Source organism: Rubritalea sp., from assembly GCF_039830215.1.
In the GTDB taxonomy this organism is placed as follows: domain Bacteria; phylum Verrucomicrobiota; class Verrucomicrobiia; order Verrucomicrobiales; family Akkermansiaceae; genus Rubritalea.
Genome location: NZ_JBDOPO010000366.1, coordinates 1 through 25,829, shown reverse-complemented (window position 1 = coordinate 25,829; position 25,829 = coordinate 1). Strand labels below are relative to the sequence as shown.

Sequence of the window (25,829 nt, the reverse complement as noted above, 5' to 3'; positions counted from 1 at the left end):
TTTCATCCGTGCACAACCTCCTCAAAAACACTTTCCATCCGCTCTAAGAACTTATCTTTGGTAAACTCCGCCTCATACCGAGCCTGGCCCTTTTTACCCATCTCATCCCGCAAAATTGGATCCTCAACTAGCTCTATAATCGCATCAGCATACTGCTCTGGTGATTTAACATCACACAGATAAGCACAGCCACAGTCTCCCACTACATTAGGTATACCACTCCAGTTGGTCGTCACGATCGGCAACCCATAGGCCATCGCTTCAACCAAAACCATTCCAAAAGTCTCAGCTTCATAATGAGAAGGGAATAGCATACAATCAGCATCGGCATATGCTTGCCACTTTTCATTTCCACTGAGAGCACCAGTGAAATGGAACGCCCCCTTTAGCTCGAGGTCATTTATCTTTCCCAGAATCTCCTCCTTAAATATTTCTGATACCCATTCACCGACTAAGATAAAGCTGCACTCCACATTTTGAAGCCTCATAACACGGGCTGTTTCAATAATATCTTTGACGCCTTTCCCTTCATTAAGCACGCCTACATAGATCGCCTCAAAACGGGCACCGATTGGCCTAGCTCGGTCCACAAGGGCCACCCCAACACCATTATTCACCACCACATTTTTACGGGCTCTAAAATATTCTCCTGTTGCCGGGAGAGTATCTATAACGTCAATCGCGGTATCCGGGTTCCCATAAGCGAATCGAGCAACCTTCCCAAGAACCGGGATACTCTCCAGATAGGCAGGTAATCCACCTGCGTGAAAATGATAAATTGTTCTCTTAAAGCACCATTTCACACACAAGAGATACACAATATCTCGTAGCACAGGTGTTCGATTTGCACTCGCGGGTAAATAATAAAGAACCTTTGGGCCTTGAGTAAATACGATCTTCCAGGTTTGAAAGATCAACGTGAATAAATGAAAAACCTTAACCAGTGAAACCCGCCCCACCTCATTGATCGAGTCGCTGTAAGACATCCGCAGCAATCTCACTCTAGACTTTGTCCAAACATGATCAAACAGCATGCCTGTGACCACTGCCTGTCCGTGATATGGTGGGGGAGCCTGTCCGACAATAAGGCAATCTACTTCATTTTCTTCCAACACTTTATTAGATCTTTACGGTCAAATTTTAGCACGTGGTCCTTATACAATAAATAGGTTCCTATCCATGCATTTACGTTTCTTCCCCAGCCAGTTCTCTTAAGATACTCACGCCCTTGTACTGAGTTCCCCCATTCGTAGGCTCGTTTTAGCACCTCTTCGGCATCTCCTTTATCAACGAGTAAAGCTGACTGCACAAAGTAATGAGCCCAGTCCCATCCTGCAGCTCCACCTCTGCGATAACACTCCCAATCCAATACGTTAATATTACCCTTAGTATCAATTTTCAAATTCCAAGGCGTGAAATCTCCATGAACAATACTCTCACTGACTACACACTCTCCAGCCACTTTTAAAAATTCTATTTCATCTTCACAAGTCACCTCAGAAACCAAATCATTCCAAACTGGTAAGCTATTCAAGCTCTGCGCTTCGGCACCAATACGCCAAGAGTTCAAGAAATCCAAAATTGCTGGCACATCACTCTGTTTAGGGGAACTTCCATCCACCCAAGTCGTCGTGTAACTCGCCCAATTCTCTTCATTATTTACTTCGACCAAATTTGGTACTCCCTGTAGATCTTCAGGCAAAGATTCTAAATTCTGAGTCTCCAGCGTCACTGCATTTTTTGCTTCGACTGAAGTCCCTAGCTTGGTTACTAGTTTAACTCCCCTAAACTCTTGGAATACAATGGCTCTTCTTGCTGAGTTATTCGGATTACCAAGTAACACTCCGAAATCACCTAGTTTCACTATGTCTTTTAGTGGACTAGACTCCTTGATATCCATTGTCACCCTCCTAAAAAAGCAATCCCAACCACAAACTAGGAGAACTTCTACAACTTTCGAAAAACATTTCGCAAGGGTGGTTTGCGGTTGATACAGGCCTAATGTTTTTAATGCTAGGTCACGATTTTTTGGCAATAACAGAAGTAAGTCCCCCCTACGCCTCAGTCCTCTAAAGGTGACTTTTTTAAAAAATCCTCCTGGACCTTCTAAGTTCGCAAGGAATTGCCTATCTCTATACTGTTGCACAATTTTTCAAATACTTGAAATCCACCTTAATTCCCGCCCTTTGTTTTTTGGGGGGAGCCTAGCCGAGTTGACTAGGTTTATTTAGCCGTTTTAATGGCCATTTAAGAAAACGAAACATATTATAGAGGAAAAAATCTACCACTCCGTTTAAGAAAAAATCTTTACTCAAAGTAATCCCGTAAACCCTTCTAATTGCTATAGATTCAGCATACTGTAATTGTTTATTTAGCATTCCATCTATGTCGGTTTTATTCAGATTTTTTTGACTCAAATTTTCTCCATGCATCCTAAAGTCAGCGAGGACGACCGGCATGTGCACGAATTTTTTACCTAATGAGGCTAATCGATTATAGTACTCACCATCCATCACGCACTTAAATCGATCATTTAGAATGTGCCCTTCATCTAAAACTGTCTCACGACGATAAAAAGCTGAAGTAGATCCAATGTAACAACCGTATTGAGCTAGCATGAGTTTCTGAAATGGGAAAACCTCCATCGTTCTTTGAAAGTTGCCCTCCCCGTCGATAAAGTCCCAAGCTCCATAAATCACATCTGCTTCTGGCTGCTTCTCTGCAAAGGCCTTCACCGCAGCCAGTGCGCCTAGCTTCAATCGATCATCAGTATTTAGCCACATCACCCACTTACCTTTAGCTGCCTTGAAACCTTTGTTAATGGCATCACTCATACCCTTGTCCTGCTCCACAGTGAGTTGAATGTGGTCGTACTCTCGAATGACATCCAGCGTTCCGTCAGTCGATCCAGCATCGTAAATAATATGCTCAAAGGTCACCCCCTCCTGGCTGATAACGCTATCTAACATCTCACGAATAAAACCAACATAGTTATAACTAGCAGTGACAATGGTGAAATCTGGTTCTAAGGAAGGCATAATAATAATGACGAGTTATAGGTCTTCTATGGGAAATCTTCAATAGTAGATAAATACAATGTGTTCATTCGTTCAGCTTTAGACCTCCAGCCATAAATTGCTTCGGACCTAATCTTAGCTGCCGCACCATGTTCGCAAATACTTTCTGGAGAATTATGGTAAAATAACAGGGCTTTTGCGAGACCTTCGATCACATCTTTCGCTGATCCTATCGGCACTTTAATTCCGCATTGTTCATTCACAGATAAAGCCAACCCTCCAACATCAAGAACAATGGCCGGTCGCTTATGCGAAAATGCCTCTAAAACCATGTAGCCTCCACTTTCATATAAGCTAGGAGCTACTAATACGTGATGGTTAGAATAAATTTCATGAATCGCCTTTTTGTCCACATGCCCGATGAAGTCAACTCGCGCGCTCACTCCTAACTTACTAGCCAACATCTTTAAGTGCTTGAGCTCCGGTCCATCGCCCGCAATAGTTAAGCGAGCATTTATCATATTTGCTTGGGAAAACGCCTCTAAAAGTAAATGAATTCCCTTCAATACTACTAGACGGCCAACAAAGAGAAAATTTAATCCATTTTCTACTGTTGGTATTTTCTCGTCGCAAAGTATTTCTCCTTCATTGAGGCCTATCGTAGGCATGATCTCGCATTGAATACCTTTCAATTCCAGAATTTTTTGAGTTCTAGGAGTGGACACCAGTACTCGCCCCCCCCCTTTAGAACAAGGGTTTATAGTAGATGCAAAGAAACTAGAAAATCCTGTAGCCATATTTCTAATCAGCTCCTTAACGCAGCTTCTCCATCTAGTCCGGTGAAACAGTAAAGAGAGTGGCGCCGTTTCACCGCCTCCTACTGGCCCCCATACAACTGGGACGCCAGCCTTACCCAAAAACACTGGATACCGAAAAGAGGCGAAAGTGACCAAGTGCACCAAGCTCGCTTTATGTTCACGGACCAAACAACGAATTTTCTTACGAGCGTGCCACTGCCAAAGCACATAATACCAATTCAGCCAGTTGCAACGCTTCTTTAGCGTCAATGCAATGGGACCCAGATCGAAGTACTTAAAAGTGACACCATTACACAGTTGGGGGTTATTCTTGAGGTAGTCTTCGATCACCTGCTGATTGTTGGATCGCGTCAACACCACTATTTCGTGGTATTTAGACATTTCCAACATCCAACGCCAACCAACTTCGGGTTCTGAGCCACGGAGCGGTTCACACGCAAAGGATGATTGTACCACTATCATCTCAACTTTTCTGACCGTTTGCGTGGTTTTCAATCACTTCACGCACTTCTGCGATCGTACCCTCCAATGATTGAGTCGTGTCCACCCAAGATGCTCGCATTTCTTCTACTACTAATTCATTTAACTTTACGACCTGCCTATTTACCTCCTGAAGAGACGTTTCAGGTTTACGTGCGTAAAGAGTTTCAGGGTCGCCACCAAGACAAATAATCAGATCTGGCTCTGGATATAGCCCCAAAATCTTTCGTAAAATCCATTCTGGCAATTGGATTCGCATCCTTCTTGGATCAACCAGAATATCATAAAAGTAGCGATCAAAGAGGCATATTGCCCCCTTTTTACTCAATTTTCTAGTCTTCAGCCAATACCCAACGCTATAGTCTAGCGAATAATAGCACAACCGCACTAAGGAACCTAGGAAGCCACTTGTTTCTTGCCCATGGGGATCCACCACGGGAGAACGAGTATCTTTCACGGGCTTACCAGCTATAGTACCTAAAGGAGGCAACCAGTTAGGTCTCAAATGCTCATAATGAACACCTTCCGTATTTAACTCCTCCAACCACGGTGTGATTTCCTCTATAACTGTGCTTTTACCAGAACCGTCAGTGCCTGTAAAAGCGATAATTAAGCCTCTCTTCATACTATTTAAATTGTCCTCTCCGCTCCGTCTTGACCCAAACAGATTCATTTTCTTTACTGTAAGATTTTAAACAGCCCAACGGCTCTAGTAAGCTGCTCTCAGCTAGTATTTGGTCTGGCCGCCCGCCTAGCCTCTTCAGCACCTTCAGCGCCACGGTGGCTTTAACCTGAACAAAAACTAATTCATTTCGAGCCATTCTCCTCTGGATATGCCGTAACCTAAACCACAGCCAATGAAGTCCCCCCCCAACGTCGTCGTAGCTCATCACAGTCTCTCCTCCATAAGTACTCATTAGTTCACCATCCATTACGCCATCCATTGCTGCCTCTTGTCCCTCTACCATCAATACCCACTCACCTGAAGGCCGACAAAGATTTAAGATTTCCCAGCACCAATAGCGTGAAATAGCGTACAGCTCAGATAGTTTAAATGTCTTTAGCCAGCGTAGCTTCACATCATTCCTTAGCGAGCGAGCATAAGGAACTGCCAGCTTCTCTGGTGGCGATTCATCAAAACAAAATGGAGATTTTGGAGCCGTTGGAAAATTCCTTAACATCATCGACTCAAAGTAGGCGGCCTCATTTTCGTCTGCTAACAAAGAATTGATGACCGAACCATACTTCGCCTTATAAAAGCCCCCCCAAATCAAACTCGTCACGAACATCGAGAACGCTTGGTGTGCAGGGCGGGGAATGTCGAAGCCTAAGATATGTTTCCTAGTTCCCGCTCTTACCGCCTCATCACTTTCCAGCTGTCTCCCCCGCCAATAAAAAGCACCGTTAAATAAATCAACGTGCAACAAGGGTGCACCGCCTATACGTACCCACCAAGCTGTGAACGTGTCTTTTTTAAATTTTTTAACCAACTCCCCACCATGAGAAGTAACCATGGCACAAAAGATGCCCTCCACTTCTTTCAAGCGTGAGCGGGGAACAAAAATGTCTAGATCGTTGCCAATCTGCCCTGGCAGTGATTCATAATTACGTAGAATCGGACAAATGATACCAAGGACATGGAGTGACGTGAGCAGCTCCTCTAAAAATTGCCATTCTTCATTGGTCAGGTTGCGAATTTTACTCATTTATTTAGTACCTGTGGCTTCAACCGATTAAACACATAGAGCGGTTGCAATAAACCCGCCACAACAAGTAAGCACACAGCAGTGAAAGGTTTCTTTTCCGCAATCGCAAAGCCACCACTCCGGTACATCCCCTTTGCGTAAGTTTTTCGCCAACTGTTAAAGCGCGTCCACAATGGCCGCTCCGCCATCATCTTTACAAATTCTTCCCTAGTAGGCTCTGTATCCCCCCGACGACGAGCACGCATACATTCACGAAGAAACTCAAATTGATGTCGCGTCTTGAAAAAACTCGAAGTCACTGCGGACGATCCATGAATCCGATATTGCATTAAGGGTTCTGGTTGCAAAAAAACCTGCCAGCCTTTTTCATGTATACGATTCCATAAATCAACATCATCTGCCGGCCAAAACTGAGGTCGAAACAATAGGTCAGGATCTTTAAAAATCTCTGCACGCAACATTGCACAGGGACAGAAAATAGCAAAAGGATCATTCTGCTTTACATACTGCTGCGCATCCTCTTCAGAAAGTAAATCTGACCTAGCCTTTCCTATTATTTTACCAGTGGAACTAATGTAGTCCATAAAGCCACTGCTCGCTCCCAGTCCTGGATGTTTTTCCATGAAGGCCACCTGTTTCTCTATGCGTTCAGGATACATTACATCATCAGCATCCATCAGCGCGATGTAGCTTTCGGTCAATAGCGGTAGGAGGGTATTCAATGAGCGCCCTTTTCCCTTGTTTTCATGATTAGTAATGACTTCTAAAGCTGCCGCATCGTCATAACTTCCTAGTAGTTCAGCGATATTATCAGTAGAGGCATCATTGATAACCACAATCCTCAATGCCTGATAGGTCTGACGCAGGCACGAGTCGATCGCTTCTTTCAGAAACATTCCTGCATTGTATACGGGGATAACAATCACGACACTTGGCTGACTAAAACTACTCATCGTTATTTTTCAAAACGTCCACGCTGACGCTGAATTGGCATTTCAAAATATTTAAAGGACAAAACCGCCAAAACGACAGAGATTACAATATAGGTAAAAAAACTCACCATTTGTGACATAGGGGAGTTCAAATAGCCACGAGCCGACAATTCCTTAAAAAAGGCAGCGATGGGGTAATGCAACAGATAGACTCCGGCACATAACTTCCCCAAATAGGCTAAATATTTGTTGCGAATGGGTGGACACTCCCCGCGCACCATCCAAACCTGCACGCAAATCCCAATAGCTATGCCATGCTGTATCAATTGGCTTGGTACATTCATGGCGCATATTAGAGCACACCATCCAGCCATGACAGGGAACAGATACCTCCACCACTCTCGCTTACAAAGTAATACACCGATCGCGATGTAATGCATTCTATTCCATGTTTCTCGCTGGTTTGTAAACCAACTCCCACCGTATTCCTGTATCGTACGTAAAGATAAAAAGACACCAACTAGAGCTATCAAGGCGATCACATAAACATGTTCCACAACAGCAAGGCTCCACATCGGACTTGTTGTGGGGAGAGGTATCATTTCCGTATGATAGTCTATATTCGACGCTAGAAACGCGGGGATGTAATTCTGAATGAATGCCCAATAATACCATAGTGAACCTACGTTACCTTTGCTGATGAGCTGAAGTGCAAGTCCTGTAAAAATCATCACTAAAGCCAAAGGCATGATGCGGAAAACCCTACGGATGTAAACACTACGGTAATAGCCAGCCTGCCCTTTAGACTCCAAAAGTATCAACCCAATCAAAAAGCCACTGATTACAAAGAACACGTCCACACCAATAGGCCCCAATTTGAGAGCCAATAAAGGCGGGTATGCCACTCCCCAATGAGCGATCAAAACCATCACTATTGCAAGCCCCCGCAACTTATCAAGGCGCTCGATTCTTCTACTAATTGAGGGGTTAAAGGTGATTGCTTCACTTTTCTTTTCGTTCATCGGTGCAATTGAACTAACTATTCAAGAATTTACAAATTTGCGCCTTCAAAAAGACAACACAAGCATTTATTCGGCTATTGTATTGAACCCGCATCACTGGGTTCAAATAGTGTCTATGGAACCCCTTTTTTGCTATGGCATCGTGAAATGCTACATGCTCACAGAGCACCTCAACTCTGGGGTCAGGGTTACTGACGCAACTGTAGCTGAGCCCCGTAATTACCTCTGCCCTGTAGATGGCCAATGCATTGAATCCTGATCGAACGGGCAGCAACATCCCCAGATTACGTAACTCTATCATGCGCTCTTGAATGCCCCGCATTTTGACCTCTGTTTGTGGTGTCGTATCACCGAGTTCGGCAAATGCGTAGGCGTCATAATAAACATCATCAAATAAACCGCGTTTTGAGCGACCATTAGCATGCACAACATCCCAGCATGAGGATTGGCCGAAGCTGTGTTTGATTCCATCAAGCGAGAACTTAACGACATCCGGATCCAACATGATCACCCAATCAATAGCATCTAAACCAATATCCTCATTAAGAACTCTAAGATAACGGTTCCGGTAATTGGCCATTTTCTCCACACGATGATAGGAAAACGAGGGGTTTACACCACTCTTCATTTTTTTAAGCAGTGTTTCTTCTCCCGTATCAAATGTATCCACATAGATCCCACCATCATGATCTTCCAGTGACTGCACCAACTCCTTGGTTCCGTCCGTACTGTCGTTTTCGACAATGACGAGCTTACTCTCATTAAAGCAAGTCCGCAGCTCGTCGATAAATTTCAGATTTTTCTCAAAAGCTGAGCGACAGTCGCGCACCATGCAACAAATAGCCACACGGCTCTGAGCCATGACTTCCTCGCCGCGGCTCACGGTCTCTGCGTGCCATTGTTTATACGCGCTAAGGTGCTTCATTTTCTCAGAGATTATTTTGCAGAAACTTACGAGACTGAAGAACCCACGTTGCCACCTTCTCAAAGGTGGAATGATAATCTATCGGTTGTTCCATCAGATTTTTGATATTCTCCGGATCATGCAATATGCGGCCCTCTAAATCTGTAATTTCAAGAGGTTTCTGCACCTTATATTTGATATGATCATTAAGAATGGTCACAAATTGACATTGCAGCTTAATTGCATACAGAGTCCCATGAAAGGTTCCGGCCACAACACATTGCGCTTGGTCCATAAAATCCGGCCAGTCGAGCGGCCCAAGATCCATGCGATTTTGATCTGCCCATTTATGTGGATAGCCTAATGCGACAATTTTCAGACCTTTCCTACGAGCATACTTCACGATTTCTGTGCGGTAGGTTGGGGTAATATTAAAAGCATATACAGCCATGATGCTGGCTCTCTGAGGCAACCGCTCACGATAGTCTATATTTAGCCATGTAGGGTCAACAACATTGGTTACTTCCCCCAGGACGTAACTCTGAACCACTTTCTTAGTAGTGTCATCACGCACTGACACAGTATCGAAACTAGCCAAGCCCCGTTGAGCATACTCAGGCACGGTCGCATCAGGATCCACCTTGCCAGTGCTCGGTGCATAGGAGATCAACTTCCCTCTGTAATCACATCCAAAATCTCCAAAGTAGACGGGGTCACGACCTAATCTGGCTTGTTCAAAATCCCATACGACATCACTGCCAACAACAACTGCATCATAGCGGTTCCAATCTACAGCATCTCTATCCGTGGTGAACTTCGACAGGGGCATATTTTTGAATGCTTTCTGGAACATCCGCTCCTTCACCCACGCGCTTAATAGTTTAGCAGGACGTCTATAAACCCAAGGCTTAAATATCTCTGATTGATGATGCCCCGCATTTTTATAGTTAATAATTTCGACTTCATGTCCCAGCGAAGAGATGAACTGAGACAAACAATATGCCTGCAGATAGCCACCGTGATTAGGCCCCAAGTGAAACGTTAATATTCCTACTTTCATGAAATCTATTTCCCCATCTCTAGCTTAATTTTTCTATACATAGGTAAATCTATCAAAAACCTCACTGAAATAGCTGCAAGGAGTTGAACAATCGCAGCACTATAGGCATTTAATCCGATAGCCACTGCTACCCCTAAATAAAGAAAACGCAAGGCCACAGCATAGTTACGCTTATCAACCTGCTTACTAGCCACCGATAAAGGAACAAAACCAACTGTTGCCAATGATAAAATGTGAGCGGCTAATAGTATATAAAACACGGGTAGCACTTGGAGATATTCAGGACTGAGAAATTGATTTATTAAAAAATCACCAAACAGAAACACTGCCCCCCCTCCTAATACAAATAAAATCATAGCCGACATAAAATTCATTTTAAGAATCTTCAACACAGACAACAAATTACGTTGACCATAAAGTTTAGAAACGCGTGGAACCACCACACTAGCCACGTTTGCATGCAAGAACTGTACGGGCCTAGCTAACTGTATGGCCATTCCGATATACGCCACCTCTTTTGCACTAGAAAAAACACCTATAAGAAACGCAGATGCCGCCTCGGAACTGCCATGAAGCAATCCAAAAATGGAAGTCTGCTTCAACGTCGATTTTATCCCTTCCATCTTCGATCTTATCGGTTTCAGAAAGAACACATCTTTTGAACAGACCAAGTAATCAGACGCATAATGCCATAAAGCAGCAAGCAATGATATCGAGATCAGCAATTCAGATACTGCCACAGCGTAAACAGCGTAATCAAATCTAGATACAACAACTGGACAGTAACAAAAAATCAGAAACACGCACAATGAAGCTAAGGTAGCGGGAAAAATCGAGGTTACTATCTTATCTTTTAACCTTAAAAGACTTGAAGCTACGTCATTAACCAGAAATAAGATCGAACTTGCTGCTAAAGCGCATAGCGGACCAGCAAGAGATGCGTCACCATAAATTTTAATCGCAATTAGCTTCGAAAAAGCTACACCAAAAAATGATAGAGGCAGACTGATTGCCATCGCCACGTAAATACAAAGCCAACAGACGCTGGCCACTTTATTACGTTCTTCGCCACTAGCTTCAAACTGGGGGATATAATTAAAAAGCGTATGGGTAATCCCTGGCTTTAAGAATACCTTAATAAAAGCAAAAAAATTCAAGCAGATGATGAATTTTCCAAAATCAGATACACACAGAGCACTAGATAGAATCAATGTCCGCCCGATAATACTGAGCATTGACACTCCATTACACAACGTAACAGCCCCTAATTTTTTTACCCAGAAATACACAGTCTAATACCAATTAATTACTCAACACGACTGGCCAACCCATAGAACTTATTTCCCATTGTATGGAATAACTTAGACAGAAAATTGCGCTCCAAAACAATTTTCGACTTGCAGTCGGGCACGGTAACATCGCCGTTCACAAGCATTACCGCTGAAGCGATCAGTTCCTGTCCTAATTTATTAGGAAAATCCACAGCAAACAGAACTTCCTCTAAAGACTCATTTTCAAACGATTTCGCAACATTGATTATTTCGAAAACACCTTCGCGCGACTGAAAGCCGAGGATGTGCTCATTCAAATTCTCGATCAAATTTTGTAACCTATCTTTTCGGGGTGTTAGCGTGCACAAATAAACTCTGTCACCTAGCTTCTCCAACGCGTTGAGGATCTCTTCAAAATTCGAGAGAGTCTCATCAATTGGCACACCATCGATTACATCATCTACACCAATCATGATGTATACTTCCTCGAAATGGATTACATCATCTGAAGATAGACGCTCTACCACCTCCAATGCTCTGCGCGTATTCGCCGCAGACTCTCCAGCATTTAATATAGGGTAAGATCCTTTCGAAATAAGGTCCGGCCACATCCAATAGTTCACGTGTGGCCAGTTCCCGCCAGTGAATCCGTCACCAATGAACAAAGCTTTGTACTCCGCTTTAGCGGCTGAAAACTTCGGAATCACAGTACTTTCATCGTACGGGCGCGCGCCATGAATTCTAACATAACCACTCATTCTATCGATATATGAACTACCTATGTAGGAACCATCTAAGCGAACCTCTATCGAATATTGGTTAAATATTATTTTTGCTGAACCTTTGATAGCCGACTTAAGCCTTTTCCTAAAAAGAACCCTAGGGTAACCGTTAACTATATTGGCGCACTGCACGACATTGCGTATCAAGTCGAAACTTATTTTCAACTGCTCGCCTTCGCCTCTATAAAAAACGGCAACAGAATCAATACTCCTGGCTTCCTCCCACTCCAGTATTCCGTCAGAAAATGCTGCCGTCGACAGCAACTCTGATTTTTCTTGGGCTACATTTCTAAACTCAATCATCTCGTTTACTGCTTTTTAAAGATTGGAACAGTAACTACTTTCAAGCTCTGCATCATTAATCCTCTGCAGCCATCCCCATCGAATTTTCAATCAATCGCAGCATTCCACCGTGCATCGTCATCATCGTAACTGCCTGTAATAATGTTCCATATATAAAAATATACTGAAAAGGATAAATCAATAGTGGTAGTCCTGCAAAAAGAGCTGGGGCATAATAACCCGTATTCTCACACTTCCGCATGATTCTGAAGGCATATTTCGCAAAAATAATAAGACTCAAAGTAACCACTAACAAGCCTACAATACCTATTCTGTGAATCGTCTCCACTGGACCACTGTGCCAATCACCTGAACGCATGAAGAATTCCTGCATATCCTCATGCGTCACAACTGGCTTAGTTTGAATGTGCCCATGATATTCCATATCATCCAAAGTTAGGCCGTAGCCATCGCCTACGATTTTATTCTTAATGAATTCATCCGTATACATGCCTATCTCCCACATCTCGACTCGCCATTCTATTGACCCCTCGGCATCCTCCGTAGCTACATAGTCCCAATCACCAGGAATAAATGATAGTGACCGTTGTACAGATATCGGTAAATTGAATAACGATCCATTACCTGCGACCAAAACACTCAAGACCAAAAGACCCGAAGCAACAGCTATCACAATATCTAGCTTCTTCCGTCTCACGATGGCTGAAGCAATATACATCATGGCTATCCACAACAGCATACTACGAAAACCACTGAGTAAAGCTGATGCAACTAGGATAGATACGCCAATAAATAGATACGGTTTCATTGGATTCAGCAACCCTATGGGACGTGTCACAGCCATGAGGCCAGCACAAAGAGGCCTAACCAATGTCTTTAAATACATCAGCCGCCCAACTCCAGTATCTGCTGTAGCACTTGCAGACGCTCCACCTAAAGCTCCACCTCCCCTTATTTGATAAACTTGGCTGACATAATAGCCAACGCTCGGGGAAACAGAACCTACTATTTGCACAACCGCTGAAGAAATACCACCAAGGAACCACAAAAGTCCCGATTGCCTCACTTTGTTCATACTTACAATTTGGCTGGAGAGTATGCCATAGACAATCAATGCAATAAAACACTCGATGTAGGGTCTTGCTCCAATCTTCGCACTTCCGAAGACTGCAAAGCCAATTGGGTTTCTTATGAAAGCAAAAACTAATAAAGCATACACAGCTAGTAATGAACCTTCTTTCACTGAAAATTGGAGTCCTAGCTTGTAGCGCTTTACCACCCATAGCATCACCAGTCCAACAAGCACATAGATTGTAATAATATCACGTAGTGCAAAACCAAGTGGAGCTCCAACCAGAGCCTCAGAAAATGGGTAGAAGGCGGGAATCAACATCCAGATATTTTTGCCTAACGCCAACAGCGCCCCCATGGCAACAAGTCCAATTAGCGCCGCAGCGGCCATCATGGGATCGGTAGCCGTCCAGCTACCAATCAAAATCGCGGCAGGGATTGTGAACAAAATTATGACGAATAAGCCAACTAGTCGTGTATTCATAATATTATATAGATGATTAAATTTTCAGTAGAGAGTTCCTTAACAATTCTGATCGCTACTTCACCAAAGTGACAAAGGATTCAGCAACTTTTGTCGAGCGTGTCTTAGCACCCAAGCGAGTTAGGTGATTTAAAGTATCAGCAAAATACCGTCTGAAGTGGTCTCCTAAACGTTGCCAGTGATTTGCAGTTTATATTGAAATTCTTACAGTTCTATCGATGACGAGTTATTGTTGGTGATTAGCCTACTTTGGGCAATCTATTTGTGTCGTTAGCTTTTATTGCCTTAGGAAGGTTTAAGCTGCGTGCCGTTGGGCTTGCTGGTAGTCGCTCCATGGTGTTTAATTTGAAAGCGATTGGTACCCTCTTCGCTGGTTCTAGAACTCCATCCAGTCATCAACCAAAGCTTCTAGTTCTGGTACGTTGCTATAGCTCCAGAGCCTGATTTTCTCATACTTGATGCTCCGCCAGAGGCGTATGATGAACACGTTGTCTCGCCAACATCCTTTGCCGTCCATGCTCACTTTGATCCTTCTAGATTCAATTTCTCCCACCCATTCTTTACTACTCAATTGGCTGCCTTGAAGATCTTAGGCTGCCTACCTGTAGCCTTGAAGGCTTTGCGCAATACTCGGAGACAAAATGCTGTATCCATCGTGTCACACACTTCCCATGAAGAAAGTACTGCACGCGTGTGCCAGTCCATCACAGCTATCAAGTAGGCGTGCCCTCTAGGCATAGGTATATAAGTGATGTCAGGTTTCTGAGAAGGTAAGGGTAAATCTTGTGAGCCTTCCCACGTTTGCTGGTGTTAGGCTTGGGAACCATTGCTTCGATTCCTAGCAACCTCATCAAGCGACGCACTTGCTTCCTACCTACTTCATACCCTCTGTCTCTAAGTTCGTGAATCAAGTTGCGCTGCCCCAGCTTTACGCTCCATTTGAGCTTCTTTGACTTCGAGTTTTTTTAACTCTCAAAAAGCTCAACCGTTCCAGATTCTAACTCCTTTTTCCACTGACTGACCTAGCACGCTGCTACAGCATTCTCCTGGGAGATGTCGTTTACTGAGCGAATCCCCTTGAGAGCTTCGGTGGCGATACGTGCTTTAAATTCCGCGCTGAGATGTCTTTTCTTACGTTTCATTTGTCTGTTTTAGGGTGACTAAGCCACCGATGAACAGTCAGATATTTCAATACGCTATTGGCTCCGTTTTACTGGACCTCTTCTTTCGAGGTCAGCTGCCTGGGAAGAACCACGCATTTACGATTGTTATGTTTTAGCTACATTTTTTGAATTTTGGGTTTTAGCCGACTCGGACTCGGAACTGGAATCGACGATCTCTAGCGCTCCCCTCTGTCGGAAGTCCAAGGCTACGAAGTCTGGTGACTTTAGGCAAAAAAACACTATCGCGACCACGCGATCTAGCTCGATTTTTGACTTTCCGCCCTTCGACACGTCTGTGAAGTGTGGGACTCGAGCTATCAACTCGCACTTCTCGCCTTGAGTGTGTAGTAAACAAATAGGCTGTTGTAGGTGAGGTAGCGTTTGAAGAGGCGTTGTGGCTCTTTGGACATTCTGTAGAGCCACTCTAGGCCCATTTTTTGGAGTACTGGCGGGGCTTGTGGGATTTCGCCGGCGTGGAAGGCGAAGGCGGCGCCTATGCCGAAGTAACAGGCGGGTGGGAGTTGGGCTTTGTTTTTAGCTATCCAGCGTTCTTGCTTGGGACAACCTAGGCCAACCCAAACTAGGTTGGCTCCCGATTCTTCAATCATCGATTTGATGCGTTCGAATTCGTCGTCTGGCCACTCACCGAAGGGCGGTGAATAGGATCCGGCAATGATTGCGCCTGGATTGTCGCGTTGGAAGCGCTCGGCCAGCTTATTCAGTGTGGTTTGTGCTCCACCGAGGAAGAAATGTTTTAAATCGGACTGACGTTGGGAAGCTTCAATTGTTTTGAGCATCAGCGTCGGTCCATACACACGGTCTGTAAGTTGAGTCACTCCACCCTTCGCGGACTTTTTCAGTGATCGATTTATCGACCATACTAGAGGCATGCCGTCCGGACAGATCAGGTCGAAATTTGCCATCACCTCACCAAATTTAGGGTCATGTCTGGCTAGTGCAGCCACGTGTGTGTTGGCAGCCTCTACAGCATATGCTCTATCGGCTTTACGAGCGTGTTCAAAAATCCAGTCAATCGCAGCATCGTAGTTTGTTGCAGCTACGGGCAAGCAGATGACATCCACGGTTTTCATCGTTTTTGAGGGTGTTTCAGGATTTTGACTTACTGGCATACTTTGGAATGATGTAATCTGTCGGAGGTCAGAGGGTATTTTGAGCGTGTGCCCACGATACGGTATCAAAGCTACACGCTTCGGACGTTTTCAGATGCTAGAGCTGCTTTAAAATCCTCGTAAGCGAGTTTGAGACCTTGTTGGAGGTCGACCTCAGGTTGCCAGCCTGAGTTTTGTAGGAGGCTATTGTCCATGAGCTTGCGTGGGGTTCCATCAGGCTTGCTTGGGTCGTTAAGAATTGCCCCTTTGAAGCCAACTGTTTTTCCGATTGTTTGGGCTAGCTCGAGAATGGATACATCGTCGCCGTAGCCGCAGTTGACCCAGTCGGCGGGTGATTTTTGCTGCATGATGTGGAAACAGGCGCTGGCTAGGTCTTCGACGTAGAGGAATTCACGTTTAGGCGTACCGCTGCCCCAGATTGTTACGGACTCAGCCCCAGATTCTTTTGCTTCATGGAATCGGCGAAGCATGCCTGGAATAACGTGGGAGTTGTCCGGATGGTAGTTATCGCCAGGTCCGTAAAGGTTAGTAGGCATGGCGGAATGGTAGTTCACGCCGTATTGTTTTCTGTAGTACTGGCACAGCTTTAGCCCTGCAATTTTGGCAATAGCGTAGGCTTCATTGGTTGGTTCTAACTCGCTGGTTAGAAGGCAACTTTCTGGCATTGGTTGAGGTGCCAACTTCGGGTAGATACAGGAGCTCCCAAGGAACAACAATTGCTTCACCCCTGCTTGATACGAGCCTTCGATTGCATTTGAGGCAATCATGAGGTTCTTGTATATGAACTCGGCTGGATAGGTATTGTTTGCGTGAATCCCACCGACTTTAGCAGCGGCGACGATCACTTCGTCAGGCTTTTTCTGGGCTATATATGCGTGCGTCTGGGCCTGGTTGCATAGATCCAAATCCTTGCTTCTAGGGGTCAGTATTTCACCGTAACCCAGTTCGTCTGCTCGCCTCACTAGGGCTGAGCCAACCATTCCGGTCGCACCGAGAACTAAGAGTTTAGTTTGTGATTTGTCGGACAACATTTTAGTGATTCGTAAGTTTTTGGTTCCTTTAGAGTGTCGAAGGTCGGAAAGGTCTAAAGTCGAGTTTCATCGCGGGGTCGCGATAGATTTTTGATTTGAAGTCACCAGACTTCCTAGCTTTGACTTTTAGACCTTGAACTTTTGACAATTGGAGGCGCTGGCTATCAACTCCCGGACTTCAAAACTTCCCCACTACCAAACTATTCAGTTACAACTGAGACTTCGTGACCGTGGGCTTTGAGGAGAGCGTAGCGCTTTGCCTGGTCGATATCGCAGGCTACCATTTCGGCACACATCTCTTCGACGGTGATTTCAGGGACCCAGCCAAGCTTCTCTTTAGCTTTTGTCGGATCACCTAACAGCGTTTCAACTTCTGCTGGACGGAAGTAGCGCTCATCGACTTTGACAACCACATCGCCGACATGCACGGAGGGAGCTTTGTCTGAATCGACGGCTGACACTGTAGCGATTTCGTCCACACCTTCTCTAGTAAACTGGAGTTCAATGCCTGCTTCTTTAGCTGATAGTGTGACAAATTCGCGAACTGAAATTTGCTTCCCTGTAGCGATAACAAAGTCTTCTGGAGTGTCCTGCTGAAGCATCATCCACTGCATGCGGACGTAGTCCTTGGCATGCCCCCAGTCACGGAGGGCATCTAGGTTACCAAGATAGAGGCAGTCCTCCAGTCCTTGTGAGATGTTTGCTATTGCACGTGTGATCTTACGAGTCACGAAGGTTTCACCTCGTCGTGAAGACTCGTGGTTGAACAAGATTCCATTGCACGCATACATGCCATAGGACTCACGGTAGTTTACCGCGATCCAAAATGCATACATTTTGGCCACTGCGTATGGTGAACGTGGGTGGAATGGAGTTTTCTCAGTCTGAGGAATTTCGTGCACCTCTCCGTAGAGTTCTGAGGTGGAAGCTTGGTAGAATTTTGTCTGCTTTTCTAAGCCAAGGAAGCGAATAGCTTCAAGTAATCTAAGCGTGCCCAGTGCATCCACATCTGCAGTGTACTCAGGGACTTCAAATGAAACTGCAACATGTGACTGAGCTCCTAGGTTGTACACTTCATCTGGCTCGACCTCTTTCATGATCCGAATGAGGTTAGATGAATCAGTTAGATCACCATAGTGAAGGTGAAATCTGGAGTTTTCAATATGTGGATCCTGATAGATGTGATCGACACGTCCTGTGTTAAAGAGTGAAGAACGCCGTTTGATGCCGTGTACCTCGTAACCTTTCTCCAAAAGGAACTCGGCTAGGTAAGAACCATCTTGTCCTGTGATTCCAGTAATGAGGGCTTTTTTCATGATGAAGTGGGCTAGTTTTGAAGTTGAGTAGTGCGGGAGTCACCTAGTGTATAGGGACTCTAGATTGAAGTGGGGGTCGAAGGTCGGAAAGTCAAAGGTCGTTATTGATCGGGTGGTCGCGATGGTTATTTTAGCTTGAAGTCGCCAGACTTCGTAGCATTGACTTTGAGACCTTGGACTTTTGACAGTTGGAGACGCTAGAGATGTCGGAGTTCGAAAGGTGTTTCTCACTTCTTCAGCAGATCGCGGAAGTAGGCGATCGTGCGGTCTAGGCCTTCGTCTAGGGAAACTGTGGGTTGCCAATCGAGATATTTTTGGGCCTGAGTGATATCTGGCTGACGTTGTTTTGGATCGTCACCTGGAAGTGGGTGGAAAGTGAGCTTGGTGGAACCACCGACTTTGGCTATCACTTTTTCGGCGAGTTCTAGCATGGTGAACTCATTCGGGTTACCTATGTTGACAGGTCCAGTGACTTGATCCTGGTTCATTAAGCGGACAAAACCTTCGATGAGATCGTCTACATAGCAAAATGAACGCGTCTGAGTACCGTCACCGTAGATTGTGATATCTTCACCCCGAAGAGCCTGAGCGATGAAGTTAGAAACAACTCGTCCGTCATCTGGGTTCATTCTAGGACCGTAGGTATTAAAAATCCGGACTACACGAATATCGACACCATTTTGGCGATGGTAGTCGAAAAAGAGAGTTTCAGCCACGCGTTTGCCTTCATCGTAGCACGAGCGAATGCCGATAGGGTTCACATTCCCCCAATAGTCTTCAGTCTGTGGGTGCACTACAGGGTCACCATAGACTTCAGATGTCGAGGCTTGGAAAACGCGTGCGTTGACCCGCTTCGCAAGGCCTAAAGAATTGATTGCTCCCATGACCGATGTCTTGGTCGTCTTGATCGGGTTATGTTGGTAGTGTGGTGGGGACGCTGGGCAGGCTAGGTTGTAGATTTGATCTACCTCGAACTTGAACGGGTCGATCACGTCGTGACGAATTAACTCAAAGTTTGGATTGCTCAATAAGTGAGCGACGTTACGCTTGAATCCAGTGAAAAAGTTATCGAGGCAAAGTACTTCATGACCTTCGTTAAGGAGACGTTCGGAAAGGTGGGAGCCAAGGAAGCCGGCTCCTCCTGTAATTAGAATGCGCATTGTGATTTAAGATTTGTCATTTGAAATTTAAAATAGCTCGAACGATGGAGTCTTTTACAGGATTAACCAAATTTAGAGAATTTGTTTCTGCTTGAACGGTGAAATAAGCACCATTCACGGATAAGAGCTAAACGACCGAGAGTTCACTCTACGACCCGAGGAAACCAGCGATAGCTGAGATGACTTCGTCTTTTTGGGCGATAGTTAGTTCTGGATAAATAGGTATGCTGATGACCTCTTTAGCGAGTTGTTCGCACACTGGGAGCGGGTGCTGAGGTAGGTCTGCGAAGCATTCTTGTTGGTGCAGCGGAACTGGATAGTAGGTATCACAGCCAATCCCTAGCTTGGTGAGGTGCTCTCGAAGAGCATCGCGTTGCCCACCTAGTACTCGAATGGTAAATTGATTCCAAATGTGTTCGTTGTGTTCATAGGAAACAGGCAGAACCAGCTGAGGCTTGATTTCAGCAAGTCGGGCGTTCTGTTTATCAGCACAGCCATGATCTACTGGATTTGCCTGCGTGACACCACCTAACTGGAGGAGTTTCTCAGTGTAATAGCTCGCATTAGTTTGGCGATTTGCAGTGTACTTGCTGTATTCGCGAAGTTTCACACGGAGTAAGGCTGCCTGAAGTGCATCGCAGCGGAAGTTTCCACCGATGTACTTATGGTAGTACTTCGGGTTCATGCCATGGTTGCGAAGCATGAGCGCCATTTCGGCAAGAGAGTCGTCATTGGTCACCAGCATTCCGCCGTCACCAAATCCACCAAGATTTTTCGATGGGAAGAAAGAATAAGCGCCGAAGTCGCCAATAGAGCCGACTCCACGTCCTTTATATTTGGCTCCAATTGCCTGCGCACCATCTTCAATTACTTTCAGATCATTCTCTGCAGCGAAAGTCATTATTCCGTCCATATCGGCAGCTTGGCCGAAAAGGTGAACGGGGATGATTGCTACCGTTTGGGAGGTCATCTTCGCAGCGGCATCTGTAAGGTCTATATTGAAGTCAATTGGACAACTGTCGACAAATACCGGAGTTGCTCCTGTGCGTGCTATGCATCCAGCTGTGGCAAAAAAGGTGAATGACGGGCAAAGGACCTCGTCACCTTCACCTATTCCAAGAGCCATAAGGGCTAGAAGAATGGCATCTGTACCAGAGGACACGCTTATCGCATGTTTGGCTCCGACCATCTCCCCAATTTCACGCTCAAAGGCCTCCATCTCGTCGCCCATGATGAAGCGTCCAGTTTGAAGAACGCGATCAAAAGTGGCTTTAAGTTCCTCCTGAAGAGGGAGATTCTGAGCATTTACATCGAGGAGTGGGACTGACATCGGAATTTAAAATTTAAGATTTTTGAGTGCGGGTACGATGAAGCCTCGTATTTTCCACATTGTAGCTTGCTGAGCTTTTACGATGAAAAAGGAGTCTTAGTCCACCAAAACCTAATAAAAGGCTAGAAGAAAGGTTCGGGAACGATACTATTCTCAGAATTATTTTTATCTCAAAAGTAGAGCTTACTCAACTTCCTAACAAAGGAATCCCACTTATGTCAGATTATTCAGACAGGAAACTTCCTCCTGAATAATAGATGGCAGCCCACTAGCTGTACTAGTGGACTGCAAAAATCGTTAGGCGATCATCCCTGCAGCAACTGTCTCGTTGGTGCTGGCATCGACTAGAATGAAAGAACCCGTGTGGCGGTTCTTGTTGTAGGAATCTACATGTAAAGGCTTAGCTGTGCGGAGCTTGATGCGACCGATGTCGTTCATGCCGAGAGTCTCCACGTCTTCCTGCTTGTGAAAAGTATTGACGTCGACTTGGTAGTCGAGTGACTGAATGGCAGCCTTAGTTTCCTGCTCAGTGTGACGGATGATGTACTTTCCGCGCACAGCGAGTGGACGCTCGGAGAACCAGCAAACCATTGCTTCGAGATCCTGTGTGGATGTCGGTGGATTGTTTGCCTTCACGATCATGTCTCCACGTGAAATATCGATTTCATCATCGAGCGTTATTGTCACGGACTGTGGAGCGTATGCTTCAGATAGCTCGCCGTCTGCAGTATGGATGGACTTGATGATTGATTTGAAACCAGATGGAAGCGCTAGCACTTCATCACCAGGTTTAAACACACCACCTGCCACACGACCTGCGAATCCGCGGAAATCATGCCACTCGTTAGAATGCGGGCGAATCACCCACTGCACAGGGAAGCGAGCTTCCACGTGGTTTTCTACTCCACCAACATAGACTGTTTCAAGATGGTAAAGAAGTGTGCCACCCTCGTACCAAGGCATGTTCTCAGACTTGTCTACCACATTGTCTCCGCGAAGTGCAGATATAGGAATAGCATGAATATTCACAAGGTTACCCAGACGACTTACGAGGTCTGTGTACTCAGAGATGATTTCATTGTAGCGCTCTTCTGAATAGTCAACCAAGTCCATCTTGTTGACCGCAACAACAACGTGCTGAATGCGGAGGAGGTTGGCAATGAATGTGTGGCGCTTAGTCTGCTCGATCACACCTTTACGCGCATCGATAAGAATGATCGCCATGTCTGCAGTGGACGCACCAGTCACCATGTTGCGTGTGTACTGGATGTGGCCTGGAGTATCGGCAATGATGAACTTGCGCTTAGGGGTGGCAAAGTAGCGGTATGCCACATCGATAGTGATTCCCTGTTCACGCTCTGCCTTGAGACCGTCAGTGAGAAGGGCGAGGTTTACTTCCTCGTCACCACGTTTAGCTGAGCTGCTCTCGATAGCTTCAAGCTGATCTTCGAAGATTGATTTTGAATCATAGAGCAAGCGCCCGATGAGTGTTGATTTTCCGTCGTCGACGGAACCTGCTGTTGTAAAACGTAAAAGATCCATGGGTATGGTTATTTGAGATTAGAAATTTGTTATTTGAGATACAGGTAAGGTCTAAAAGTAACCTTCCTTCTTGCGGTCTTCCATGGAGGTCTCAGAGCGCTTATCATCTGTGCGGTTACCACGCTCAGTCTGGCGAGCAGCTGCAACCTCATCAATAATTGCGTCGTAATCAACTGCTACAGACTCTACTGCCCCAGTGATCGTAGCATCACCCATTGTGCGGAAACGAATACTCTTCTTTTCTACAGTCTCACCTTCGCGTGGCTGCACGAACTCAGAGATAGCTAAAATAACGCCATTACGTTCAAGGCACTCGCGCTCAGCTGCGAAATAAAGGCTTGGAAGCTCGATTTTCTCTTCCTTGATGTACTGCCAGATGTCCATCTCAGTCCAGTTGGATAGAGGGAACACACGGAAGGTCTCACCTTGCTGCTTACGGCCGTTGAAAAGGTTCCAGAGCTCTGGTCGCTGGTTTTTTGGATCCCACTGTCCGAAGTCATCACGGTGGGAGAAGAAGCGCTCTTTAGCTCGGGCTTTTTCTTCGTCGCGACGACCACCACCGAGACATGCGTCATATCCGTGCTTCTCGATAGTATCAAGAAGTGTGGTTGTCTGGAGTGCGTTACGGCTAGCATCTAGGCCGGTCTCCTCTTGCACATCCCCATTGTCGATAGACTCCTGCACAGAACCCACAACGAGGCGTGCGCCGATCTTGTCCACGTAGTAATCGCGGAATTCCATTGTTTCATTGAAGTTGTGACCTGTATCAACGTGCACCAATGGGAATGGTAAACGCGCAGGGTGGAACGCCTTGTATGCGAGGTGCGCCATAACGATGGAATCCTTACCTCCAGAGAATAGAAGTGCTGGATTTCCGAACTGTGCCGCAGTTTCACGAAGGATGTAGATTGCCTCCGCTTCGAGTTGCTTGAGGTGACTTAGTTGATAAGTAGACATAACTAGTTATTTTGAAATTTGCTCTAACTCGATGTTAGAATAGATTGATTGTAGAAGGGTTTCGAGGCTTTGCTCGATAGATTGATTTTCGGTATCGATGACTAGATCGGCTTGATCTGGCTCTTCGAAAGAGGATGTTTTACCTGAGAAATGCGCAACTTTACCCTCTTTAGCTTTAGCGTAGAGCCCTTTGACATCGCGCTCCTGGCAGGCTTCAAAAGAAGCTTTAACATAGACTTCTAAATACTGATCCTCTCCAAGGATTTCACGTACTTGACGACGGAAAACGTTCTGAGGAGTAATCAGTGAGACTAGAACGATTGCTCCATTGTGACGTAGTAGCTTGGCTACCTCCGCTGCCCGGCGAATATTTTCCTTTCGATCGGCATCGCTGAAACCTAAACCAGCATTGAGGCCACTGCGGAGATTATCTCCATCCAGCATTGTAACGTATCGGCCTTGAGTATTGAGCGCCTTCTCAGCCGCGTTGGCGATAGTTGACTTACCTGAACCTGAGAGGCCATACATCCAAACTGTCAGTCCGCGCTGACCTAAAAGCTCTTCTTTTGCCCCTTGCGGAAGCTGGCGTTCATACTCTGGGTGGATATTGCTCATGGTTTGGCTTTTTTGAATTTTTGTTTCCAGCGAACTCCTTGCACTGGCAACCACTGCCAAAATCGCTCGTGCATGTAGTAGATGAAGAACTTGAGGAAAAACTCGATTGTCGCAATCTGACCTGCGGTCTCGATATCTCCAGTGAGCAACCACGAGATCAGATAGGTCGTTAGTGTCGCGAGACAACGCCACGTGAGACCTTTTATCACGCTTTTTTTTCTACTATCTGCCTGAGCATTACTCATGTCGGTGAACGGCCTACACCGCACCTGCACACTTGGCAAGAATTATTTCATTCTTAACATACCCAATTTACTAATGTATAGATAATGCTTAGTCAATCGACGCTACCGCCCATGGTCGTATTGAATGGGATCATTCAGAAACCTGCAGCCACTATTTTGAGTATGTTTTTTGACCAGCAAACGTGATCAACCATAGGACAGAACAGCAGGCTGGGAGAAAAGTTCAAATATAAATGAACAATTTAAAAGAAACTATAACCGCAGTGGCTGATTCTATCTTTTTAAGTCTGGTCGACCGGGCAACAAAAGTGACATAAGATCCACTTCTACTTCGCGCGCACCTCCAATAAATTCGACAAGAAGTCGTACCCTTTCTTTACCTGGAAGAACTTCCATTACATCACCTATTTGCCCACTGAGAGGCCCTTCAGCCAGCTCAAATTTGGCCCCAACTTCAACATCATGAGCGATAACGACCTCTTCCTGCTCACCAAGCAACTCGGTTACCGAATCAACAAAGACATCAGGCACGACAGGCATTGACTTTCCAAACTTCACAATAGTCAAGACCCCCCGAGCATACCGAACCCCCCTTTCATCCTCTTTTCTGTTAAACTTCGCGAAAAGGTAACCAGGAAACATAGCCTCGGACCACCACACCCTACCACGTCGAGTCTCCTTAAGAAACTTCACCAAGGGACACACCACCTCTAGCCCCATCGTAGCTCGAAGGCTGCGCGCCGCTACCCGCTCACGTTTAGGTTGAGCTCGAACTACATACCAATAACACTTTTCCTCACTCATTAACTCAACTGAATTTTCTGAAGGATTGGCAATAACAAAGCTGACTTGCACCGCAACTTCTCCACACACTCAATGCGATCTAGAGCGATAACATCCCCCTCATTAAACATTTCACGCAAAGTTCCAATTTTGATTTCAGCACTCTTCAAATCTTGACTCGCTTTACCCTTACTAACATCGAGTGAAAGCGCTAAATCTCGAGAAAAAAGTAATCCGTCGATTTCACCTACCGACTTAGACAAACCTATGCCTTTCAGACCACCAGCAAACAGAGCAGTCACCCTCTAGTTCAAGAACAGAGATTTCCTCATCACACCGCTTAATTCCAGCCAATCTCTTGGAATTTAGTCAAATTTGGGCTCGATAGAGCACTCGAATTCGGATTGAGGGCAAGTATCCTCATGCGAGGCGAGACCAGCGGATCGTCCCACTGACTCTAACAAGTTACCGGGAACTTGCATTGTCCTACCAAGAGTTTGGCAGGAATTAAGACCAAAACATGCCGAAAAAGCTAGGGAAATTGACATTATTGTTCTCATAAAAAAAGAGCCGCCGAACCCATGAGGAGTTCAGCGGCTAAAAAAATTACTTCGTAGGCGCTACTGGAATATCAGCAAACTGCGGAAGTGGACGGAGAGGTGGAGCCTTGGCTTCACCTGTGCAGCAACCACAGGAGCTAAGAAGTA

At 45.5% G+C, this 25,829-nt stretch carries 26 protein-coding genes; all 26 read right to left on the bottom strand.

Going from position 1 to position 25,829, the window contains the following annotated elements:
- Nucleotides 1-2 precede the first annotated feature (2 nt).
- Nucleotides 3-1,115 (bottom strand): glycosyltransferase, encoded by a 1,113-nt coding sequence (locus ABGY95_RS12480; RefSeq protein WP_347442013.1) that lies wholly within the window; start codon nt 1,113-1,115, stop codon nt 3-5.
- On the bottom strand, nt 1,094-1,864 hold the full coding sequence (locus ABGY95_RS12475; RefSeq protein WP_347442012.1) for a hypothetical protein: 771 nt from the start codon (nt 1,862-1,864) through the stop codon (nt 1,094-1,096). Before ABGY95_RS12475 ends, ABGY95_RS12480 begins: the two co-directional genes overlap by 22 nt.
- A 340-nt stretch (nt 1,865-2,204) precedes the next feature.
- Nucleotides 2,205-3,038 carry a glycosyltransferase family 2 protein gene (locus ABGY95_RS12470; protein ID WP_347442011.1) on the bottom strand — a complete coding sequence of 278 codons (834 nt, stop codon included), beginning with the start codon at nt 3,036-3,038 and terminating at the stop codon, nt 2,205-2,207.
- A gap of 26 nt (nt 3,039-3,064) precedes the next feature.
- Complete coding sequence (locus ABGY95_RS12465) at nt 3,065-4,165, bottom strand: glycosyltransferase family 4 protein (RefSeq protein WP_347442010.1); 1,101 nt, start codon at nt 4,163-4,165, stop codon at nt 3,065-3,067.
- Nucleotides 4,166-4,298: 133 nt separating this feature from the next.
- Nucleotides 4,299-4,940 carry a hypothetical protein gene (locus tag ABGY95_RS12460; protein WP_347442009.1) on the bottom strand — a complete coding sequence of 214 codons (642 nt, stop codon included), beginning with the start codon at nt 4,938-4,940 and terminating at the stop codon, nt 4,299-4,301.
- A gap of 1 nt (nt 4,941) precedes the next feature.
- Nucleotides 4,942-6,021, bottom strand: a complete 1,080-nt coding sequence (locus ABGY95_RS12455) for a hypothetical protein (protein WP_347442008.1) — start codon at nt 6,019-6,021, stop codon at nt 4,942-4,944.
- Nucleotides 6,018-6,974 (bottom strand): glycosyltransferase family A protein, encoded by a 957-nt coding sequence (locus tag ABGY95_RS12450; RefSeq protein ID WP_347442007.1) that lies wholly within the window; start codon nt 6,972-6,974, stop codon nt 6,018-6,020. Before ABGY95_RS12450 ends, ABGY95_RS12455 begins: the two co-directional genes overlap by 4 nt.
- A 2-nt stretch (nt 6,975-6,976) precedes the next feature.
- Nucleotides 6,977-7,975 carry an acyltransferase gene (locus ABGY95_RS12445; RefSeq protein ID WP_347442006.1) on the bottom strand — a complete coding sequence of 333 codons (999 nt, stop codon included), beginning with the start codon at nt 7,973-7,975 and terminating at the stop codon, nt 6,977-6,979.
- A gap of 13 nt (nt 7,976-7,988) precedes the next feature.
- Nucleotides 7,989-8,900 carry a hypothetical protein gene (locus ABGY95_RS12440; protein WP_347442005.1) on the bottom strand — a complete coding sequence of 304 codons (912 nt, stop codon included), beginning with the start codon at nt 8,898-8,900 and terminating at the stop codon, nt 7,989-7,991.
- 4 nt (nt 8,901-8,904) lie between these two features.
- Nucleotides 8,905-9,939, bottom strand: a complete 1,035-nt coding sequence (locus ABGY95_RS12435; RefSeq protein ID WP_347442004.1) for a polysaccharide pyruvyl transferase family protein — start codon at nt 9,937-9,939, stop codon at nt 8,905-8,907.
- A 5-nt stretch (nt 9,940-9,944) separates the two neighbouring features.
- Nucleotides 9,945-11,174, bottom strand: coding sequence for a hypothetical protein (locus tag ABGY95_RS12430; protein ID WP_347442003.1), 1,230 nt, complete (start codon nt 11,172-11,174; stop codon nt 9,945-9,947).
- Nucleotides 11,175-11,245: 71 nt separating this feature from the next.
- On the bottom strand, nt 11,246-12,295 hold the full coding sequence (locus ABGY95_RS12425) for a hypothetical protein (protein WP_347442002.1): 1,050 nt from the start codon (nt 12,293-12,295) through the stop codon (nt 11,246-11,248).
- 55 nt (nt 12,296-12,350) lie between these two features.
- A complete protein-coding gene (locus ABGY95_RS12420; RefSeq protein ID WP_347442001.1) occupies nt 12,351-13,850 on the bottom strand; it encodes a hypothetical protein in 1,500 nt (499 codons plus the stop codon).
- A gap of 376 nt (nt 13,851-14,226) precedes the next feature.
- The gene (locus tag ABGY95_RS12415) at nt 14,227-14,421 is read right to left on the bottom strand and encodes a hypothetical protein (RefSeq protein WP_347442000.1); all 195 of its coding nucleotides are present in this window, start codon (nt 14,419-14,421) and stop codon (nt 14,227-14,229) included.
- Nucleotides 14,418-14,594 (bottom strand): transposase family protein, encoded by a 177-nt coding sequence (locus ABGY95_RS12410; protein WP_347442020.1) that lies wholly within the window; start codon nt 14,592-14,594, stop codon nt 14,418-14,420. Before ABGY95_RS12410 ends, ABGY95_RS12415 begins: the two co-directional genes overlap by 4 nt.
- A gap of 736 nt (nt 14,595-15,330) precedes the next feature.
- The gene (locus ABGY95_RS12405) at nt 15,331-16,143 is read right to left on the bottom strand and encodes a WecB/TagA/CpsF family glycosyltransferase (RefSeq protein ID WP_347441999.1); all 813 of its coding nucleotides are present in this window, start codon (nt 16,141-16,143) and stop codon (nt 15,331-15,333) included.
- Between the two features lie 71 nt (nt 16,144-16,214).
- Nucleotides 16,215-17,174, bottom strand: coding sequence for a GDP-L-fucose synthase (locus ABGY95_RS12400; RefSeq protein WP_347441998.1), 960 nt, complete (start codon nt 17,172-17,174; stop codon nt 16,215-16,217).
- Nucleotides 17,175-17,374: 200 nt separating this feature from the next.
- A complete protein-coding gene (gene gmd, locus ABGY95_RS12395) occupies nt 17,375-18,490 on the bottom strand; it encodes a GDP-mannose 4,6-dehydratase (protein WP_347441997.1) in 1,116 nt (371 codons plus the stop codon).
- Between the two features lie 227 nt (nt 18,491-18,717).
- The gene (locus ABGY95_RS12390; RefSeq protein ID WP_347441996.1) at nt 18,718-19,650 is read right to left on the bottom strand and encodes a UDP-glucuronic acid decarboxylase family protein; all 933 of its coding nucleotides are present in this window, start codon (nt 19,648-19,650) and stop codon (nt 18,718-18,720) included.
- 148 nt (nt 19,651-19,798) lie between these two features.
- Entirely contained in the window at nt 19,799-20,980 is a 1,182-nt protein-coding gene (locus ABGY95_RS12385) for a DegT/DnrJ/EryC1/StrS family aminotransferase (RefSeq protein WP_347441995.1), read from the bottom strand.
- Nucleotides 20,981-21,277: 297 nt separating this feature from the next.
- The gene (gene cysN, locus ABGY95_RS12380; RefSeq protein ID WP_347441994.1) at nt 21,278-22,522 is read right to left on the bottom strand and encodes a sulfate adenylyltransferase subunit CysN; all 1,245 of its coding nucleotides are present in this window, start codon (nt 22,520-22,522) and stop codon (nt 21,278-21,280) included.
- Between the two features lie 51 nt (nt 22,523-22,573).
- On the bottom strand, nt 22,574-23,479 hold the full coding sequence (gene cysD / locus ABGY95_RS12375; protein WP_347441993.1) for a sulfate adenylyltransferase subunit CysD: 906 nt from the start codon (nt 23,477-23,479) through the stop codon (nt 22,574-22,576).
- Nucleotides 23,480-23,485: 6 nt separating this feature from the next.
- The gene (gene cysC, locus ABGY95_RS12370) at nt 23,486-24,094 is read right to left on the bottom strand and encodes an adenylyl-sulfate kinase (protein WP_347441992.1); all 609 of its coding nucleotides are present in this window, start codon (nt 24,092-24,094) and stop codon (nt 23,486-23,488) included.
- Nucleotides 24,091-24,339 carry a DUF2061 domain-containing protein gene (locus ABGY95_RS12365; RefSeq protein WP_347441991.1) on the bottom strand — a complete coding sequence of 83 codons (249 nt, stop codon included), beginning with the start codon at nt 24,337-24,339 and terminating at the stop codon, nt 24,091-24,093. Before ABGY95_RS12365 ends, cysC begins: the two co-directional genes overlap by 4 nt.
- A gap of 273 nt (nt 24,340-24,612) precedes the next feature.
- Nucleotides 24,613-25,143, bottom strand: a complete 531-nt coding sequence (locus ABGY95_RS12360; protein WP_347441990.1) for a transcription termination/antitermination NusG family protein — start codon at nt 25,141-25,143, stop codon at nt 24,613-24,615.
- Complete coding sequence (locus tag ABGY95_RS12355) at nt 25,143-25,424, bottom strand: hypothetical protein (protein ID WP_347441989.1); 282 nt, start codon at nt 25,422-25,424, stop codon at nt 25,143-25,145. Before ABGY95_RS12355 ends, ABGY95_RS12360 begins: the two co-directional genes overlap by 1 nt.
- Nucleotides 25,425-25,829: the final 405 nt, after the last annotated feature.

Excerpts from the sequence above, each read along its gene's own strand:
- ABGY95_RS12435 (WP_347442004.1), bottom strand. The coding sequence starts at position 9,939 with ATGAAAGTAGGAATATTAACGTTTCACTTGGGGCCTAATCACGGTGGC.
- ABGY95_RS12420 (WP_347442001.1), bottom strand. The coding sequence starts at position 13,850 with ATGAATACACGACTAGTTGGCTTATTCGTCATAATTTTGTTCACAATC.
- ABGY95_RS12365 (WP_347441991.1), bottom strand. The coding sequence starts at position 24,339 with ATGAGTAATGCTCAGGCAGATAGTAGAAAAAAAAGCGTGATAAAAGGT.
- cysN (WP_347441994.1), bottom strand. The coding sequence starts at position 22,522 with ATGGATCTTTTACGTTTTACAACAGCAGGTTCCGTCGACGACGGAAAA.
- ABGY95_RS12430 (WP_347442003.1), bottom strand. The coding sequence starts at position 11,174 with ATGCTCAGTATTATCGGGCGGACATTGATTCTATCTAGTGCTCTGTGT.
- ABGY95_RS12390 (WP_347441996.1), bottom strand. The coding sequence starts at position 19,650 with ATGCGCATTCTAATTACAGGAGGAGCCGGCTTCCTTGGCTCCCACCTT.
- ABGY95_RS12425 (WP_347442002.1), bottom strand. The coding sequence starts at position 12,295 with ATGATTGAGTTTAGAAATGTAGCCCAAGAAAAATCAGAGTTGCTGTCG.
- ABGY95_RS12455 (WP_347442008.1), bottom strand. The coding sequence starts at position 6,021 with ATGAGTAAAATTCGCAACCTGACCAATGAAGAATGGCAATTTTTAGAG.
- ABGY95_RS12400 (WP_347441998.1), bottom strand. The coding sequence starts at position 17,174 with ATGTTGTCCGACAAATCACAAACTAAACTCTTAGTTCTCGGTGCGACC.
- ABGY95_RS12385 (WP_347441995.1), bottom strand. The coding sequence starts at position 20,980 with ATGTCAGTCCCACTCCTCGATGTAAATGCTCAGAATCTCCCTCTTCAG.
- ABGY95_RS12470 (WP_347442011.1), bottom strand. The coding sequence starts at position 3,038 with ATGCCTTCCTTAGAACCAGATTTCACCATTGTCACTGCTAGTTATAAC.
- ABGY95_RS12405 (WP_347441999.1), bottom strand. The coding sequence starts at position 16,143 with ATGCCAGTAAGTCAAAATCCTGAAACACCCTCAAAAACGATGAAAACC.
- cysD (WP_347441993.1), bottom strand. The coding sequence starts at position 23,479 with ATGTCTACTTATCAACTAAGTCACCTCAAGCAACTCGAAGCGGAGGCA.
- ABGY95_RS12460 (WP_347442009.1), bottom strand. The coding sequence starts at position 4,940 with ATGAAGAGAGGCTTAATTATCGCTTTTACAGGCACTGACGGTTCTGGT.
- ABGY95_RS12445 (WP_347442006.1), bottom strand. The coding sequence starts at position 7,975 with ATGAACGAAAAGAAAAGTGAAGCAATCACCTTTAACCCCTCAATTAGT.
- ABGY95_RS12360 (WP_347441990.1), bottom strand. The coding sequence starts at position 25,143 with ATGAGTGAGGAAAAGTGTTATTGGTATGTAGTTCGAGCTCAACCTAAA.
- cysC (WP_347441992.1), bottom strand. The coding sequence starts at position 24,094 with ATGAGCAATATCCACCCAGAGTATGAACGCCAGCTTCCGCAAGGGGCA.
- ABGY95_RS12440 (WP_347442005.1), bottom strand. The coding sequence starts at position 8,900 with ATGAAGCACCTTAGCGCGTATAAACAATGGCACGCAGAGACCGTGAGC.
- gmd (WP_347441997.1), bottom strand. The coding sequence starts at position 18,490 with ATGAAAAAAGCCCTCATTACTGGAATCACAGGACAAGATGGTTCTTAC.
- ABGY95_RS12450 (WP_347442007.1), bottom strand. The coding sequence starts at position 6,974 with ATGAGTAGTTTTAGTCAGCCAAGTGTCGTGATTGTTATCCCCGTATAC.